The organism is Candidatus Methylomirabilota bacterium (genome assembly GCA_035260325.1).
Taxonomy (GTDB): domain Bacteria; phylum Methylomirabilota; class Methylomirabilia; order Rokubacteriales; family CSP1-6; genus AR19.
In genome coordinates this window covers 1-13,620 of record DATFVL010000015.1, presented here as the reverse complement: position 1 = coordinate 13,620, position 13,620 = coordinate 1, and the positions used below count along the sequence as shown (strand labels likewise).

Here is a 13,620-nt window from a genome sequence, read left to right as displayed (position 1 = left end):
GTCAGACGTGGATGACGACCTTCAGCGCGTTGCCGACGCGTTCCGTGTAGGTGTGGAAGGCGTCGTGGATCTTCGCGAGCGGGAAGTGGTGGGTGATGATGGGATCCGCCAGGATCTTGCCCGCGCTCATGAGGGCCAGGGACCGGCCGCAGTTCATCCCGCCCTCGCCGCGGGCCGCGTAGATCCGCACGTTGCTCCGCACGGCGAGGTTCATGTCCACCTCGACCGGCCCCGCGTACCAGGCCACGACCCCGATCCGGCCGCCGCGCTTGACGCACTCGAGCGCCTCCTGCAGCGAGGTCGCGCCGCCCGCGCACTCGAGCACCGAGTCGGCCCCCTTGCCCGCGGTGATCTCGCGCACGCGCGCCGGCAGATTCTCCCGGCGCACGTTGACGACGTCGTCCGCGCCGAGCCGGCGGCCGGTCGCCAGACGCTCGTCGCGGGTCCCGCTCAGGATGACCCGCTCGGCGCCGAGCGCCTTCGCGAGCTGGACGGCGACGAGCCCGATGGGCCCCGGGCCCTGCACCAGCACCGTCTCGCCCGCGACGTAGCCGCCCATCAAGTCGATCGCCCAGAGCGGCGACGCCGCCGTCGTCACCATGCACGCCTGCTCGAAGGTGAGGTTGTCGGGAAGACGGTAGAGGGTGTTGATGTGATTGACCGTGTAGTCGGCGAAGCCGCCGTCGCACGTCAGCCCCTTGGCCCGATGGCCCTTGGCGAGGTTGCCGTAGTTGAGGCAGGACGTGTACCAGCCCTTGATGCAGTTCTCGCAGCGCTCGCAGCCCTTGTGCACCTCGACCGCGACGCGCTCGCCGACCGCGAACTCGTCCACCCCCGGACCGAGGGCCGCCACCGTGCCCGCGTACTCGTGGCCCATGACGAAGTCGCCGTCGGGCTGGCCGGCGAGCTTGCGGTGGAGCACCTTGAGGTCGGTCCCGCAGATGGAGGCCACGTTCACCCGGAGCAGCGCCTCGCCAGGCCCCGGCTCGGGCACGGGCCACTCTTCGACGCGCAGGTCGCCCGCGCCGTGGAGCACCGCCGCGGTCATTCGCAAAGGCATGGACATCGCACGCACCCCTCCCGCGCCCGATGGTGACGCGTCAGCGGCCGACGGTGGCGCCGATGCTCCCGCAGTGCTCGTCGATGTGGCTGATCAGGATCCCGTTGACGATCTCCTCGACGCTCATCGGCGGCATCCCTGCCAGGACGGTGCCTTTCTTCGCCAGCTCGGCGTCGCCGAGTCCGCGCACGAGGGTCGCCGCGGCCGCCGCGTTCTTCTGGTGCAGGGCGAGGGTCTCCGCCTTGGTGCAGCCGGCGTGCTCCTGCGCGTGCTTGGCGTTCATCGCGTGGAGCATGTCCATCGTGAAGTGCGGCATCGCCTCCCCGGCCGACACGGTCCTGACGATGCGGCCGATGCCCTCGTGGCCCATGGCGACGTGGTGCGCCACGACGCCGACCGACCACTTCTCCGCCGACGTGACCTTTTTCCAGTCGGCATCGCTCAATTTCTCGAAGACGGTCGTCGCTTCCTGAACCTTCCCCTCGAACCGCTTGGCCAGGGCATCGGCGCGCGCTCCCATGTGCGTCCTCCTCTGGATGGTGGGATCGGGAACGCCCGATTATAGCCCGGCTACGGCCGGTGCAGCCGCGCCTCGGCGCGCTGCGCGACCCGCGTCAGCGGAATGTACGCGATGCGGTTGGCCTTCGGCCGCCGCATTCGCGCGTGGTTCATCGGCCCCTCCCCGTGTCAGCGAGTGTCGTCGCGATGTCTTCGGGACGGATGGGGAGTTGCACGACACGGACGCCGAGTCCCTTGAGCGCATCCGCGACCGCGTTCGCGATGGCCGCCGGCGCGCCGATCGTTCCGCCCTCGCCCATGCCCTTGACGCCGCCCGGCGTCACGGGCGACGGCGTCTCGAGGTGGCCGATCTCGAACACGGGAGCGTCGTCCGCCTTCGGGAGCGCGTAGTCCATGAGCGTCGCCGTCAAGAGCTGGCCGTCCTCGTCGTGGACGACGCGCTCGAGCAGGGCCTCGCCGATCCCCTGGACGACGGCGCCGTGGATCTGGCCTTCCACGAGCAGCGGGTTGATCAGGGGCCCGCAGTCCTCGACGAGAGCATAGCGGCGGATCGCGACGCGGCCGGTCTCGCGATCCACCTCGACCACGGCGACGTGGACGGCGCCGGAGAACGTCGGCCCCGGCGGGTCGAAGTGCACGGTCGCCTCGAGGCCGGGTGAGAGCCCGGCAGGGAGCCCGCCCAGCGGCGGCGCGTACGCGGCGCGGGCGAGCTCGGCGATGGCGACCGCGCGAGCGGGGAAGCCGCGCACCGAGGCCCGTCCGCCCTCGAGGACGACGTCGGCCGGGCCGGCCTCGAGACGCTGGGCCGCGAGCGTCCGGAGCTTCTCCCCCAGCCGCTCGGCGGCCACGGCGGCGCTGCCCATCATGCACACGGCGCCCCGGCTGCCGAAGGTGCCGCTGCCGCGCGGGGACGCGTGCGTGTCGACGGGGAACACGCGGACCGCGTCCATGGAGACGCCCAGGCGATCGGCGAGGAGCTGCGCGAGCGCCGTCGCGTGGCCCTGGCCCTGCGACGGAAAGCTCGTCAGGCAGCTCACCGTGCCGTCCGGGGCCAGCGCCACCGTGGCGGCGTCGGTCCCGGGCACGTCGGACATGCCGCGGCGGCGGAAGACCTCGGAGCCCATCCCCGTGTACTCGGTGTAGCAGGCGATGCCGACGCCGACGAGGCGGCCGGTGGCGCGCGCCCTCGCCTGCTCCCGCCGGAGCCCTTCGTAGTCCACCGCGGCGAGGGCCTGCTCGAGCGCCTTGGGGAAATCGCCGCTGTCGTACACGAGGCCGCTCGCCGAGGTGAAGGGATACGCCTCGCGCGGGATCAGGTTGCGCCGCCTCACCTCGGCCGGGTCGATCCCGACGCGCTCGGCGACGAGGTCGAGCATCCGCTCCATGACGAACGCGCCCATCGTCATGCCGACGCCCCGGTAGGCGCCGATCGGCGGCTTGTGCGTCTGGACGGTGATCGCCTCGTACTCGTACGCGGGCGTCCGGTACGGACCGGGCAGGATGTTGGCGCTGCCGAGCGGCTCGAGGGCGCCGGTCAGTGGGTAGATGTGATACGCGCCGCCGTCGGAGACCGCGCGCGCCCGGAGGCCGCGGAGCACGCCGTCGCCCTCGGCGGCCACCTCGACCTGCATGCGCAGGGCGCGGGCCTGCGACGCCGCGGTGAGGTTCTCGCGCCGCTCCTCGAGCCACCTCACGGGGCGCCCGAGCAGGCGCGCGATCGCCGCGACCGCGACGTCCTCGGGGAAGACGTGGGTCTTCAACCCGAAGCCGCCACCGACGTCGGGCGCGAGGACCCTCACCCGTGTCTCGGGGAGATCCAGGGCGCGGGCGAGCGCCGCCTGCACGCTGGACGGGATCTGGGTGGATGACCACACGGTGAGGGTCTCGCCGTCCCAGTCGGCGAGCATGCCGCGCGGCTCGAGCGGCGAGGCCGTGCAGCGGGCGTGCTCGAACGTCTCCGTGAGGACCACCGGCGCCCGCGCGAAGGCCGCGGCGACGTCGCCCCGGCGCAACGCGCGGCGGAAGAGGACGCGCTGCTCGGCGAGCGCCGCGTCGAGCGTCGCCACAACGGGGAGAGGCTCGTAGTCCACCCGCACGGCCTCCCGCGCGTCGGCGGCGACGTACGGGCTCGCGGCGGCGACGGCGGCGACGGCCTCGCCGCAGAAGCGCGCGACGCCGTCGGCGAGCGGCGGCCACGCGGTCGGGAGGAAGCCCGGCCCCTCCAGCCGGGGCTCGAGTGGCCGCGCGACGCCGCGAAGATCGGCGGCGGTGAGCACGCGGGCGACGCCGGCGAGGCGCTGCGCCGCCGCGGCGTCCACGCCCCGCACGCGCGCGTGAGCGTGGGGGCTCCGCACGAAGGCGAGGTGGAGCATCCGCGGCAGGACGATGTCGCCCACGTACCGGCCGCGGCCCGCGAGCAGGCGCGGGTCCTCGACGCGCTTGACGCGCGCTCCCGTGTAGCGGATCAGGCGCCTCCCTTCACGCGGGGCAGGACCTCGCCCGCGATCAGCTCGAGCTGCTCCGTGCCCCAGTCGAGCGGGTTCAGGACGATCGTGTCCACCCCGCCGTCGAGCGCGGCGATCCGCGCGCTGATCTTCTCGGCGAGGTCCCCCGCCTCGCCCAGGAGATAGTGCGCACGCCAGTAGTCGAGGTCCATCCCCGAGTAGACGGAGAAGCGTGGGATCGCCGACTCCGGCTTCTCGCCGGGCCTGAGCACCCAGACGAAATTCGAGTAGACGCGCCCGATCGTCCGCGGGTCGCGCCCGAACTCGCGCGCGAAGCGCTGGACCTTCTCCCAGTCCCCCTTCACCATCTCGGGCGTCGCCGAGGAGTGGGGCACCCACGTGTCGGCGTACTTCGCGATCCGCCGCAGCACCGGCTCGATGTTCGTCACGGTCTGGCCGTAGACCTTCTCGAAGGGCTGGGAGCCGCCGCCGATCCAGATCGGCGGGTGCGGCTTCTGCGCGGGCTTCGGGTCGATCGTCAGGTCCCGGAAGCGGTAGTACCTGCCCTCGTAGCTCACACGGTCGCCGGCCCAGAGGGCCTTGACGGCCTCGATCGCCTCGTTCATGCGCGCGCCGCGCTCGCGGTGGGGCACCCCCATGAGCTCGAACTCCTCCTCGTGCCAGCCGACGCCGATGCCGAGAATCGTGCGCCCGCCGGAGAGCAGGTCGAGCGTCGCCCACTCCTTGGCGAAGTAGGCCGGGTTGCGGAGCGGCAGGACGAGCACCATCGTGCCGAGCTTCATGGTCCGCGTCACGCCGGCGAGGGCGGAGAGGAGCGAGATCGGCTCGAGCCACGTGCACGCGTACGCCGGCGGCGTCAGGAGCAGGTGGTCGATCGACACCGCGCAGTCGAAGCCGAGGTCCTCGGCGTGGCGCAGGTAGCGCCCCATCGCGTCGAGCGTCGCCGTCTTCGGACCCAGCGCGAAAGAGGGGATGCGGAGCCCGTACCTCATCGCAGGCCGTCCTCCTTCTTGGCCTCGTCCTTCGTGAGCCCGCCGATGCGGGGGTGGGGCCGCCCGCCGTCGGTCACCACGATCGCCAATAGGATCTCGTCGGCCCGCGGCGCGTCGTGGCAGCGGACTTCCATGGCGTCGTAGTGGGTGCGGACGAACGCCGCGTCCTTGAAGTGCAGCGGCACGTCCACGCTCGTGCCGGGGCCGCCGAGCTTCTTCGCGGAGGGAATAATGGCCTTGCCGCCGCCCACCGCCGCCCGCAAGGGGGCCCCGAGCTTGGGATGAAGCAGCGCAGCCGCATGTTCATACTCGCCGCGCTCGCCGACGATCGCGGCCTTGCCGTAGGACTCCGCGGGGGCGCCGAGGGCCTCGGTCGCCTTCTTCGCGAGGAGCGCGCCGAGCTCCTCGCCCGCGTCGATCAGCGGAGTCAGGTCCTCGACGAACCTCCCGGCGAACGGGTTCGCGATGACGGCGACGGCCGCGACCTTGCGCACGGGGCGCGTGGCGGCGCGGCCGCCGTCCTCCAGGATCTCCTCCACCACCGTCAGCAGCTTCCGGATCTTCACCATCGCGCTCAGTCCTCCCCGACGTAGGCGTCGGCCTCGATCTCGACGAGCATCTCGGGCGCCACGAGCCGCGTGACCGCGACGAGCGTGGACGCCGGGCGCACCGCGCCGAAGACCTCGCCGTGGGCGCGTCCGACCTTCTCCCAGTCCTCGATCCGGGTGACGTACATCCGGGTCCGGACGACGTCCGCGAGCCGCGCGCCGGCGGCGGCCAGCGCCCGCTCGATGTTCCGGAGGGCCTGCCGCGCCTGGGCGTACGCATCGCCCGGACCGACGATCGCGCCGCGCTCGTCCGTGGCGGTCGTCCCCGCCACGTGCACGTGCGGCCCGACGCGAACGGCACGCGAGTAGCCGACCACCGGCTCCCACGGCGCGCCGCTCGAGATGTTCCGGCGCGCGGTCACGGCTCGCCCAGCATGTGGAACACGAGCCCGTCCAGGAGCTTCGGGTAGAAGTGCGTGGACTTCTGGGGCAGGAGCTCGCCGCCGCGGACCACCGCCTGGAGCTCCTCGGGCGTGGTCGGCGAGATCAGGAACGCCGCCTGGTACGTTCCCTCGCGCGCGAGCCGCACCGCCTCGCCCTGGTCGGCCGTGTAGTCCACGTGCGTGCGCGCGTCGAGCTTCTCGTCGGTGATGCCGAGCAGCGGGCGCAGGACGCCCTCGTGCAGGATGGACACGCCGAGCTCCCGCCACTGCCGCGAGGTCCGCGCGGGCCAGGCGATCGCCTCGAAGCGGTCCGGACGCAGGCGGAGCACGGCGGCGTCGCGCCCGGCGACCACGCCGATCGCGCGCTTCTCCGGGCGGAAGGCGACGGGGTCGGCGAGCGGCGCCGCGTCGAACCACTGCGCCGCCGCCGCCAGCAAGCGCTTCCAGTCGAAGCCCTCGACCCCCTGGACGAGACGGTGGTTCGGGAGGATCGTCAGCCCCGGCGCCTCGAGGGCGAAGAATGCCATGAGCTTGTCGCGCGCCGCGGGCCGCCGCCGCGCGTACTCGACCGCGGTCTCGTAGCGGTGGTGGCCGTCGGCGATGATCGCCTGGCCCGGCGCCAGCAGCGCCTCGATGCGCGCGAGCGCCGCCGCGTCGCCGAGGCGCCAGAGGCGGTGGTGCTCGCCGCGGAGGTCGCGGGCCTCGGCGATCGGCTCGCCGACCGGCGCGGTGAGCCGACGCAGCTCGCCCGTGGGATCGCTCACGAGCATGAACAGGAGCCCGATGTCCGCGCCGGTCGCTTCCAGGAGCCGCAGCCGGTCGAGCTTGGGCCCGGCGTGCGTGCGCTCGTGCGGGAGCACGATCCCCTTCGTGTAGTCGCCGACCTCGCCGAGGGCGACGAAGCCCGTGCGCGTCACCGGGCGGCCGTGGGCCGTGTACGTCTGCTGGTAGGGATAGATCGCGGGCGCCGCCTCGGGCGCCCAGACGCCCGCGGCGAGCCAGGCGTCGAGCGTGGTCCGCGCCGTCGCGTACTTGTCGCCGCGCGGCTCGTCGCGCGGGAACGAGACGCGGACGATGTTGGCGTCCGAGAGCCCGTAGAGCTCGGTCTGCATCTCGGGGCTGATCTGGTCGTACGGCGGGGCGACGACGCGGGAGACCTCGCGCCCCGTGGCGCCGGCGAAGCGATAGCCGCGCAGCGGCCGGATCCGCACGCTAGTGTCCCCCGGCCGCGGGCCCTGAGCCTTTCATGACCTCGGCGGCCCGCGCGGCCGGCGGCGTGTTGCGGCTCCGGCCGATCGTGATCTTGCCGTCCACCAGCACCATCGAGACGCCGGGCAGGTCGCCTGCCGCGAGGGCGCCGAGCGCGTCCTTGCCGACCGAGCCCGTCGGCGCGTCGCAGACGACGAGGTCGGCCTCGCGCCCCTCGGCGATCACGCCCCGGTGGAGCTTGTAGACGCGCGCCGTGTTGCCGGTGGCGCACGCGATCGCCTCGGCCGGCGCCATGCCGCCGAGGGCCGTGAGGAGCGAGAGCGTCCGGAGCACGCCGAGCGGGATCACGCCCGTGCCCGAGGGCGCGTCGTTGCCGATGATGAGGCGGTGCGTGACACGCGCGTCCACGGCCGCGCGGAGCGTGTGGAGCGCGGTCTTCATGTTCCCGCACTGGACGATCTCGAGGGCCATGTCCGTCGCGACCAGGCGCTCGATCTCACCCGTCGTCATCGAGGTGGTGCCGCCGTTGATGTGGCCGACGACGTCGGGCGCCGCCTCGAGCACGACCTCGGCGCTGATCGGGCTCGAGCCGGCGATCGACGGGCCGCCGGTGTGGATCGTCACCGTCATGCCGTGCTGCTTCGCCCAGCGCACCATCGGCGCCGCGTCCTTCCCCGTCCGCACCGAGCCGAGGCCGATCTCGCCGACGAGCCTCACGCCGGCCGCGGCCATGTCGGCGAAGTCCTGCTCGACCAGGCCGAGCTCCAGGATCGGCGCGCCGGCGTGGACCTTGACGCCTCCCGGCCGGAAGTTCGCGTAGGCCTTCGCCGCCACGATCGCGAGCGCCTTCAGCCCGACGATGTCCCTGGGGCGCCCGGGCAGGTGCACCTCGCCGGCCGAGATCGCGGTCGTCACGCCGCCGTGCAGCATCGAATCGAAGAAGTCCATGGTGCGCTGCCGGGGCGTGAAGTCGCCGAAGACCGGATGCACGTGGGAGTCGATGAGGCCGGGGATGACCGTCGTGCCCCGGGCGTCGATCACGGTGTCGCAGTCCTCGTCGAGGCCGCGGCCGATCCCGGCGATCTTCCCGTCCACGATCACCAGCGAGTCGGCGTCGAGGAGCGGGCGCCGGATGTCCCCGCTGACGAGGGCGCCGATGTTCCTGATGAGGGTCTTCATACGCTGAGGTACGCCCTCCTGAGCGACTCGTCCGCGTCCAGCCGCGCGAACGGGCCCTCGAACTTGATCTGCCCCTTCTCGATGATGTACGCGCGGTCCGCCAGGCGGCGCGCGAACTTCACGTTCTGCTCGGACAGGAGAATCGTCAGCCCCGCGCGCTTGAGCGCGGCGACGTTCTCGCCGAGCGCGTGCACGACGACGGGCGCCAGCCCCTCCGAGGGCTCGTCGAGCAGCAGGAGCCTCGGCCCGGTCATCAGCGTCCGCGCGATCGTCAGCATCTGCTGCTCGCCGCCCGAGAGGCTCCCGCCCCGCTGCCGCGCGAGCCCGCGGAGCTGCGGGAACAGGCCGAAGACGCGCTCGACGGTCCACCCGCTCCCGCCGCCGTCGGGCTCGCCGACGCGCAGATTCTCGAGCACCGTCAGGTCGGCGAAGATCCGCCGATCCTCCGGGACGAACCCGACGCCGAGCCGCGCGATTTCGTGGGTCGCGCACGCGCGCAGCGAGCGGCCCTCGAACAGGATCTCGCCGCCCGTCACCGCCACGAGACCCACGATCGCCTTGAGCGTCGTGGACTTCCCCGCGCCGTTCCGCCCGAGGAGGGAGACCACCTCCCCCTCCCGCGCCGCGAGGCCGACGCCGTGCAGCACGTGGCTCCGACCATAGTAGGCGTGGACGTCGCGGAGCTCCAGCAGGGGCGCCGTCACGTCTCGTCCCCGAGGTAGACGGCCTGGACCTCCTTGTGAGCGCGCACCTCGGCGGGCGGCCCGTCAGCGATCACCCGCCCCTGGTGGAGCACCATGATGCGCTCGGCGACCGCGAAGACCACGTCCATGTCGTGCTCGGTGAAGAGCACCGTGAGGCCGCGCTCGCGCGCGACGGCCGCGGTGAGCGTCATCAGCGCGCCGCGCTCGGCCGGCGCCATGCCCGCCGTCGGCTCGTCGAGGAGCAGGAGCTCGGGGTCGTTGGCGAGGGCGATCGCGAGCTCGAGCTTCTTCAGATCGCCGTAGGCGAGGATGCCCGCGGGGCGCTCGGCCTGGTCGGCCAGGCCGACCTGCTCCAGGAGCGCCCGCGACCGCGCCGTCTCGACGCCGGCCGCGGGCCGCAGCAACGCACGGCTCCGGCCGGCGTGGGAGAGGCGCGCCACCCGGACGTTGTCGAGGGCGCTCAACGTCGAGAAGGTCGCGGTGATCTGGAAGGTGCGGCTCACGCCGAGCCGCCAGATCGCGTGGGGCGGCAATCCGAGGATCTGGCTGCCGCGGTAGGACACGCTGCCATCGTCGGCGCGGAGCTGGCCCGTGAGGACGTCGAAGAAGGTGGACTTGCCGGCGCCGTTCGGGCCGATGAGCGCCCGGATCTCGCCGCGCGGCAGCTCGAAGCTCACGCCGTCCACCGCCCGGACACCGCCGAAGGCCTTGCGCACGCCGGCGACGCGGAGCAGCGCCTCAGCCACGGCGGCGCTCGGCGAGGATCCCGAGGAGGCCGCGGGGGAAGGCCAGCACGAGGACGATCAGGATCGCGCCGAGGACGAGCTGCCAGTACTCGGTGTACCTGGTCGCCGCCGTGTCGAGCACCTCGTAGACCGCCGCGCCGAGCGGCGCGCCGGCGAACGCCTGCAGCCCGCCGAGCAGCACCATGACGAGCGGCTCGACCGACATCGAGACGGCGAGCGAGTTCGGGAACACGCTCCCCTTGAGGAACACGAAGGTCCCGCCCGCGAGCCCGCCGAAGAGCCCGGCGACGACGAAGGCGATCCACTGGTGCGCGCGGACGTCGACCCCGACCGCCTCGGCGCGCCTGGCGTGGTCGCGCACCGCGCGCAGGGTGAGGCCGAAGGGCGAGCGACCGACGAGCGCGAGGAGGGCGATCCCGCCGCCGCACGCGAGCAGGGAGAAATAGTAGTAGCGGAGCGGCGCGGCGAGCCAGGGGGCGGGCCAGACGCCGAGCACGCCGTTGTCGCCGCCCGTCACGTCGTACCACTGGTGGACGATCGCGTAGGCGATCTGGGCGAAGGCCAGCGTCAGCATCGCGAAGTAGATGGACGAGAGGCGCACGCAGAAGTACCCGGTCAGCGCGGCGCCCAGCGCCGCGACGAGGGGCGCCGCCGCGAACGCGAGCAGCATGGGCGCCTTCGCCCACCGGACCAGCAGCGCCGCCCCGTAGGCGCCGAGCCCGAAGGCGGCCGCGTGGCCGAACGACACCATGCCGCCCGTGCCCATCAGGAGGTGGAGGCTCGCCGCGAAGAGCGCCAGGGCGAGGATCTCGACCAGCACCCAGACGTAGAACGTCGGCAGGAGCGGCGGCACGGCGAGCAGTGCCGCGAGGACCACGACGAGCCACGCGCGCGGCAGGCGGATCGCGCTCTCCGCGACGATCGCGCCGGCGGCGGTCCGCGCCTGCGCCTCGGGCCGGCCGAGGAGCCCCCAGGGGCGGACGATGAGGACCACCGCCATCACGACGAACGTCAGGACGAGCGACGCCCGGGGCAGGACGAGCACGCCGAAGGCGTCCACGACACCGATGACGATCGCGGCGAGCAGCGCGCCGGGCACCGAGCCCATGCCGCCGATCACCACGACCACGAACGCCTCGGTGATGATCGCGGTGTCCATCACGTTCGTCACCGCCTGGCGCGGCACCTGGAGGGCGCCGCCGAGGCCGGCGAGGAACGAGCCGAGGACGAACACCGACGTGAAGAGCCGCGCCTGGTCCACGCCGAGCGCCGCGACCATCTCGCGGTCCTGCGTCGCGGCACGGATGAGGACACCCCACTTGGTGCGGAAGAAGAGCCACCAGAGCAGGCCCGCCACGACGGGGCCGACGGCGATCAGCGCGAGGTCGTAGGTCGGGAAGAGCTGCCCCAGGATCGGGACCGAGCCGGCGAGGCCGGGCGCCGCGGGGCCGGTCTTGTTCTCGCTGCCCCATACGAGGCGCACGACGTCGGCGACGACGAGGACCAGCGCGAACGTGAGGAGGAGCTGGTAGAGCTCGGGTGCCTTGTACACGCGGCGGAGGAGCCCGACCTCGACCGCGAGGCCGACGGCGCCCACCGCCGTCGCCGCCAGGAGCACCGCGACGTAGAACGACGCGGCGCCGAGCGGCAGCGCGGCGGTCAGCGTGTAGGTCAGGTAGGCGGCGAGCATGTAGAGGGAGCCGTGGGCGAAGTTGACGATGCGCGTGACGCCGAAGATCAGCGAGAGGCCCGCCGCGATGAGGAACAGCACCATCGCGTGCGCGAGCCCCGAGAGGAGCTGGATGACGACGAGCGCGGGCGGCATGCGCCGTGCGACGCAGGGGCTAGTGTCCCGTCCTCGAAGTCACGTCAAGCGCCCGCCGGCGCGCGGCGCCGGGGCCGCCGGGCACGCGCGGCAGGGGTCGCGGGACCACGCGGCCCGCGGGCGCTGCCCCGTTGCGGCTGGGCTCCACCGGGGGACGCGAGGTCCGTTGCCCGCGGGCGGGAACGGGTCCCCTCGACCCCTGCCGCACGGGCCCGTCGGCCCGCTGCGCTTCCCGAACGCGGCAGTCGTTGACATGACTTCCAGGCGGAACACTAGTTCCCGGCTCGCATCTTCTTCACTTCCTCGTCCGAGGGCAGCACGCGCTCGCCGGGCACGTAGTCGTAGTTGACCATGATCCCGACGCCCCGCTTCGGATCCACCTTCGTGAATCCGACCCACGCGCCGAGCGTCGACTGGCCATCGGACGCGCGGAAGGTGATCGGGCCCACGGGCGTCTCGACCCGGAGCCCCCGGAACGCCGCGACGAGCTTGTCCGTGTCCGTGCTGCCGGCCTTGCGAATCGCCTCGAAGATCGACTGGTAGGTGATGTAGCCGACCAGCGAGCCGAGGACCGGGGTCTTGTCGGTCCGCTTCGTGAACTTCGCGACGAACTCCTTGTGCGCCGGCGTCTGGATGTCGTACCAGGGGTAGCCCGTCACGAGCATGCCCTCGGGCGCCTCGAGCTTCAGCGGATCGATGTACTCGGGCTCGCCGAGCAGGATGCCGACCACGAACATCTTCTTGAAGAGGCCGCGCTTGTCGGCCTCGCGGACGAAGGCGAGCCAGTCGGAGCCGAAGAGCGACACGTAGAGCGCGTCCGGATTCTGGTTGAGGATCGCGGTCACGAACGGCCCCGCCTCGAGCTTGCCCAGCGTCGGCCAGTGCTCGCCCACGACCTGCACCTCGGGCCTGAGCTCCTTCAGGCGGTCCCGGAAGGTCTCCCAGGCCCGCTTGCCATATTCGTAATTGGGCCCGATCGCCGCCCACTTCGCGTATTTGAGCTTGCCGGCCTTTTCCGCCAGCATCCGTCCTTGCTCGTAGGTGTTCGGTCGCACGCGGAAGACGTGGTCGTGCCCCTTCGACCACGTCAGCGCCTCGGTCAACGCCTCGGCTACGACGAAGAGGGTCTTGTTCTGCTTCGCCCAGTCGGAGACCGCGAGGCCGACGTTCGAGAGAAACGTGCCCCCGATGAGCGCGACCTGCTCGCCCGTGACCAGCTCCTGGGCATGCTTCACCGCCTCCGCGGGCTGGCCCTTGTCGTCGCGGAAGACGATCTCGACCTTGCGGCCGAGCAGACCGCCCTTGGCGTTCACCTCGTCGGCGGCCATCTCGACGGCCGCCCGGTAGGGCCCGGTGAAGGGCGCCCCGATACCGCTGTACGAGTTGATGTCACCGATCTTGATGGGGGCCTGGGCGAACACCGGCGCGGCCAGGGCGAGCGCCAGCGTCACCAGACCGCCCGTCACGCGATTCCACGTCATGGTGTGACCCTCCCTTCCTACTCGTCGATGAGGCCCACGACACGGGCCGGGGCCGATTCCGATCGCCACTTCGCCGGGAGCGCGATGACCCTCACCCTGGACGGCACCTGATCGAGGTTGACCAGGTTCTCGATCTGGCAGGTGACGTTCGGCAGGATCGTCCGGTGCACCCGCATGCCGCTCGTGAGGATCTCGTCGGCGCGCTGATAGTCTCCGCCCTTCTCCTCCTGCGCGAAGTCGAATCCGATGACGCGCGGCTTCCGCGTGACGAGCCACTCGGCGGCGGCCTTCGTCAGACACGGCGACTCGTTCCACCACGCCGGGTCCGTCGTCGCGTGGCTCTTGGGCCAGTCGGTCCGGAGAAACAGGATGCCGCCGGCCTGGATCCGGATGCCCTCCGCCTCGAGCGCGCGCTCGGCCCGCTCGAGATCGTCGGGCGTGATGCGGGC

The 13,620-nt window shown here is 72.4% G+C and carries 13 protein-coding genes; all 13 read right to left on the bottom strand.

All coding sequences use genetic code 11. The annotated features are described in order from the left end of the window. Position 1: 1 nt before the first annotated feature. Positions 2-1,060, bottom strand: a complete 1,059-nt coding sequence (locus tag VKG64_00795; protein ID HKB23560.1) for a zinc-binding dehydrogenase — start codon at positions 1,058-1,060, stop codon at positions 2-4. Positions 1,061-1,100: 40 nt separating this feature from the next. Beyond that, complete coding sequence (locus tag VKG64_00790; GenBank protein ID HKB23559.1) at positions 1,101-1,580, bottom strand: DinB family protein; 480 nt, start codon at positions 1,578-1,580, stop codon at positions 1,101-1,103. 148 nt (positions 1,581-1,728) lie between these two features. Next, positions 1,729-3,999, bottom strand: coding sequence for a xanthine dehydrogenase family protein molybdopterin-binding subunit (locus tag VKG64_00785; GenBank protein HKB23558.1), 2,271 nt, complete (start codon positions 3,997-3,999; stop codon positions 1,729-1,731). 44 nt (positions 4,000-4,043) lie between these two features. Next, complete coding sequence (locus VKG64_00780; protein ID HKB23557.1) at positions 4,044-5,036, bottom strand: TIGR03619 family F420-dependent LLM class oxidoreductase; 993 nt, start codon at positions 5,034-5,036, stop codon at positions 4,044-4,046. Continuing rightward, entirely contained in the window at positions 5,033-5,614 is a 582-nt protein-coding gene (locus tag VKG64_00775; GenBank protein ID HKB23556.1) for an amino acid synthesis family protein, read from the bottom strand. Before VKG64_00775 ends, VKG64_00780 begins: the two co-directional genes overlap by 4 nt. Then, entirely contained in the window at positions 5,611-6,006 is a 396-nt protein-coding gene (locus VKG64_00770) for a RidA family protein (GenBank protein ID HKB23555.1), read from the bottom strand. Before VKG64_00770 ends, VKG64_00775 begins: the two co-directional genes overlap by 4 nt. Further along, the gene (locus tag VKG64_00765; protein ID HKB23554.1) at positions 6,003-7,238 is read right to left on the bottom strand and encodes a DUF1015 domain-containing protein; all 1,236 of its coding nucleotides are present in this window, start codon (positions 7,236-7,238) and stop codon (positions 6,003-6,005) included. Before VKG64_00765 ends, VKG64_00770 begins: the two co-directional genes overlap by 4 nt. 1 nt (position 7,239) lies before the next feature. Then, positions 7,240-8,415, bottom strand: coding sequence for an amidohydrolase family protein (locus tag VKG64_00760; protein ID HKB23553.1), 1,176 nt, complete (start codon positions 8,413-8,415; stop codon positions 7,240-7,242). Continuing rightward, positions 8,412-9,119: an ABC transporter ATP-binding protein gene (locus tag VKG64_00755; protein HKB23552.1), complete on the bottom strand. Its 708-nt coding sequence runs from the start codon at positions 9,117-9,119 to the stop codon at positions 8,412-8,414. Before VKG64_00755 ends, VKG64_00760 begins: the two co-directional genes overlap by 4 nt. Beyond that, positions 9,116-9,865: an ABC transporter ATP-binding protein gene (locus VKG64_00750; GenBank protein ID HKB23551.1), complete on the bottom strand. Its 750-nt coding sequence runs from the start codon at positions 9,863-9,865 to the stop codon at positions 9,116-9,118. Before VKG64_00750 ends, VKG64_00755 begins: the two co-directional genes overlap by 4 nt. Further along, positions 9,858-11,690 carry an ABC transporter permease gene (locus VKG64_00745; protein HKB23550.1) on the bottom strand — a complete coding sequence of 611 codons (1,833 nt, stop codon included), beginning with the start codon at positions 11,688-11,690 and terminating at the stop codon, positions 9,858-9,860. Before VKG64_00745 ends, VKG64_00750 begins: the two co-directional genes overlap by 8 nt. Before the next feature lie 272 nt (positions 11,691-11,962). Continuing rightward, positions 11,963-13,171: an ABC transporter substrate-binding protein gene (locus tag VKG64_00740; GenBank protein ID HKB23549.1), complete on the bottom strand. Its 1,209-nt coding sequence runs from the start codon at positions 13,169-13,171 to the stop codon at positions 11,963-11,965. 17 nt (positions 13,172-13,188) lie between these two features. Further along, a partial coding sequence (locus VKG64_00735; GenBank protein HKB23548.1) for a cyclase family protein occupies positions 13,189-13,620 on the bottom strand: 432 nt, incomplete at its 5' end.

What these genes read in the sequence shown, in the direction of transcription:
- VKG64_00745 (HKB23550.1), bottom strand. Translation starts at nt 11,690, where the DNA reads ATGCCGCCCGCGCTCGTCGTCATCCAGCTCCTCTCGGGGCTCGCGCAC.
- VKG64_00740 (HKB23549.1), bottom strand. Translation starts at nt 13,171, where the DNA reads ATGACGTGGAATCGCGTGACGGGCGGTCTGGTGACGCTGGCGCTCGCC.
- VKG64_00780 (HKB23557.1), bottom strand. Translation starts at nt 5,036, where the DNA reads ATGAGGTACGGGCTCCGCATCCCCTCTTTCGCGCTGGGTCCGAAGACG.
- VKG64_00760 (HKB23553.1), bottom strand. Translation starts at nt 8,415, where the DNA reads ATGAAGACCCTCATCAGGAACATCGGCGCCCTCGTCAGCGGGGACATC.
- VKG64_00790 (HKB23559.1), bottom strand. Translation starts at nt 1,580, where the DNA reads ATGGGAGCGCGCGCCGATGCCCTGGCCAAGCGGTTCGAGGGGAAGGTT.
- VKG64_00795 (HKB23560.1), bottom strand. Translation starts at nt 1,060, where the DNA reads ATGCCTTTGCGAATGACCGCGGCGGTGCTCCACGGCGCGGGCGACCTG.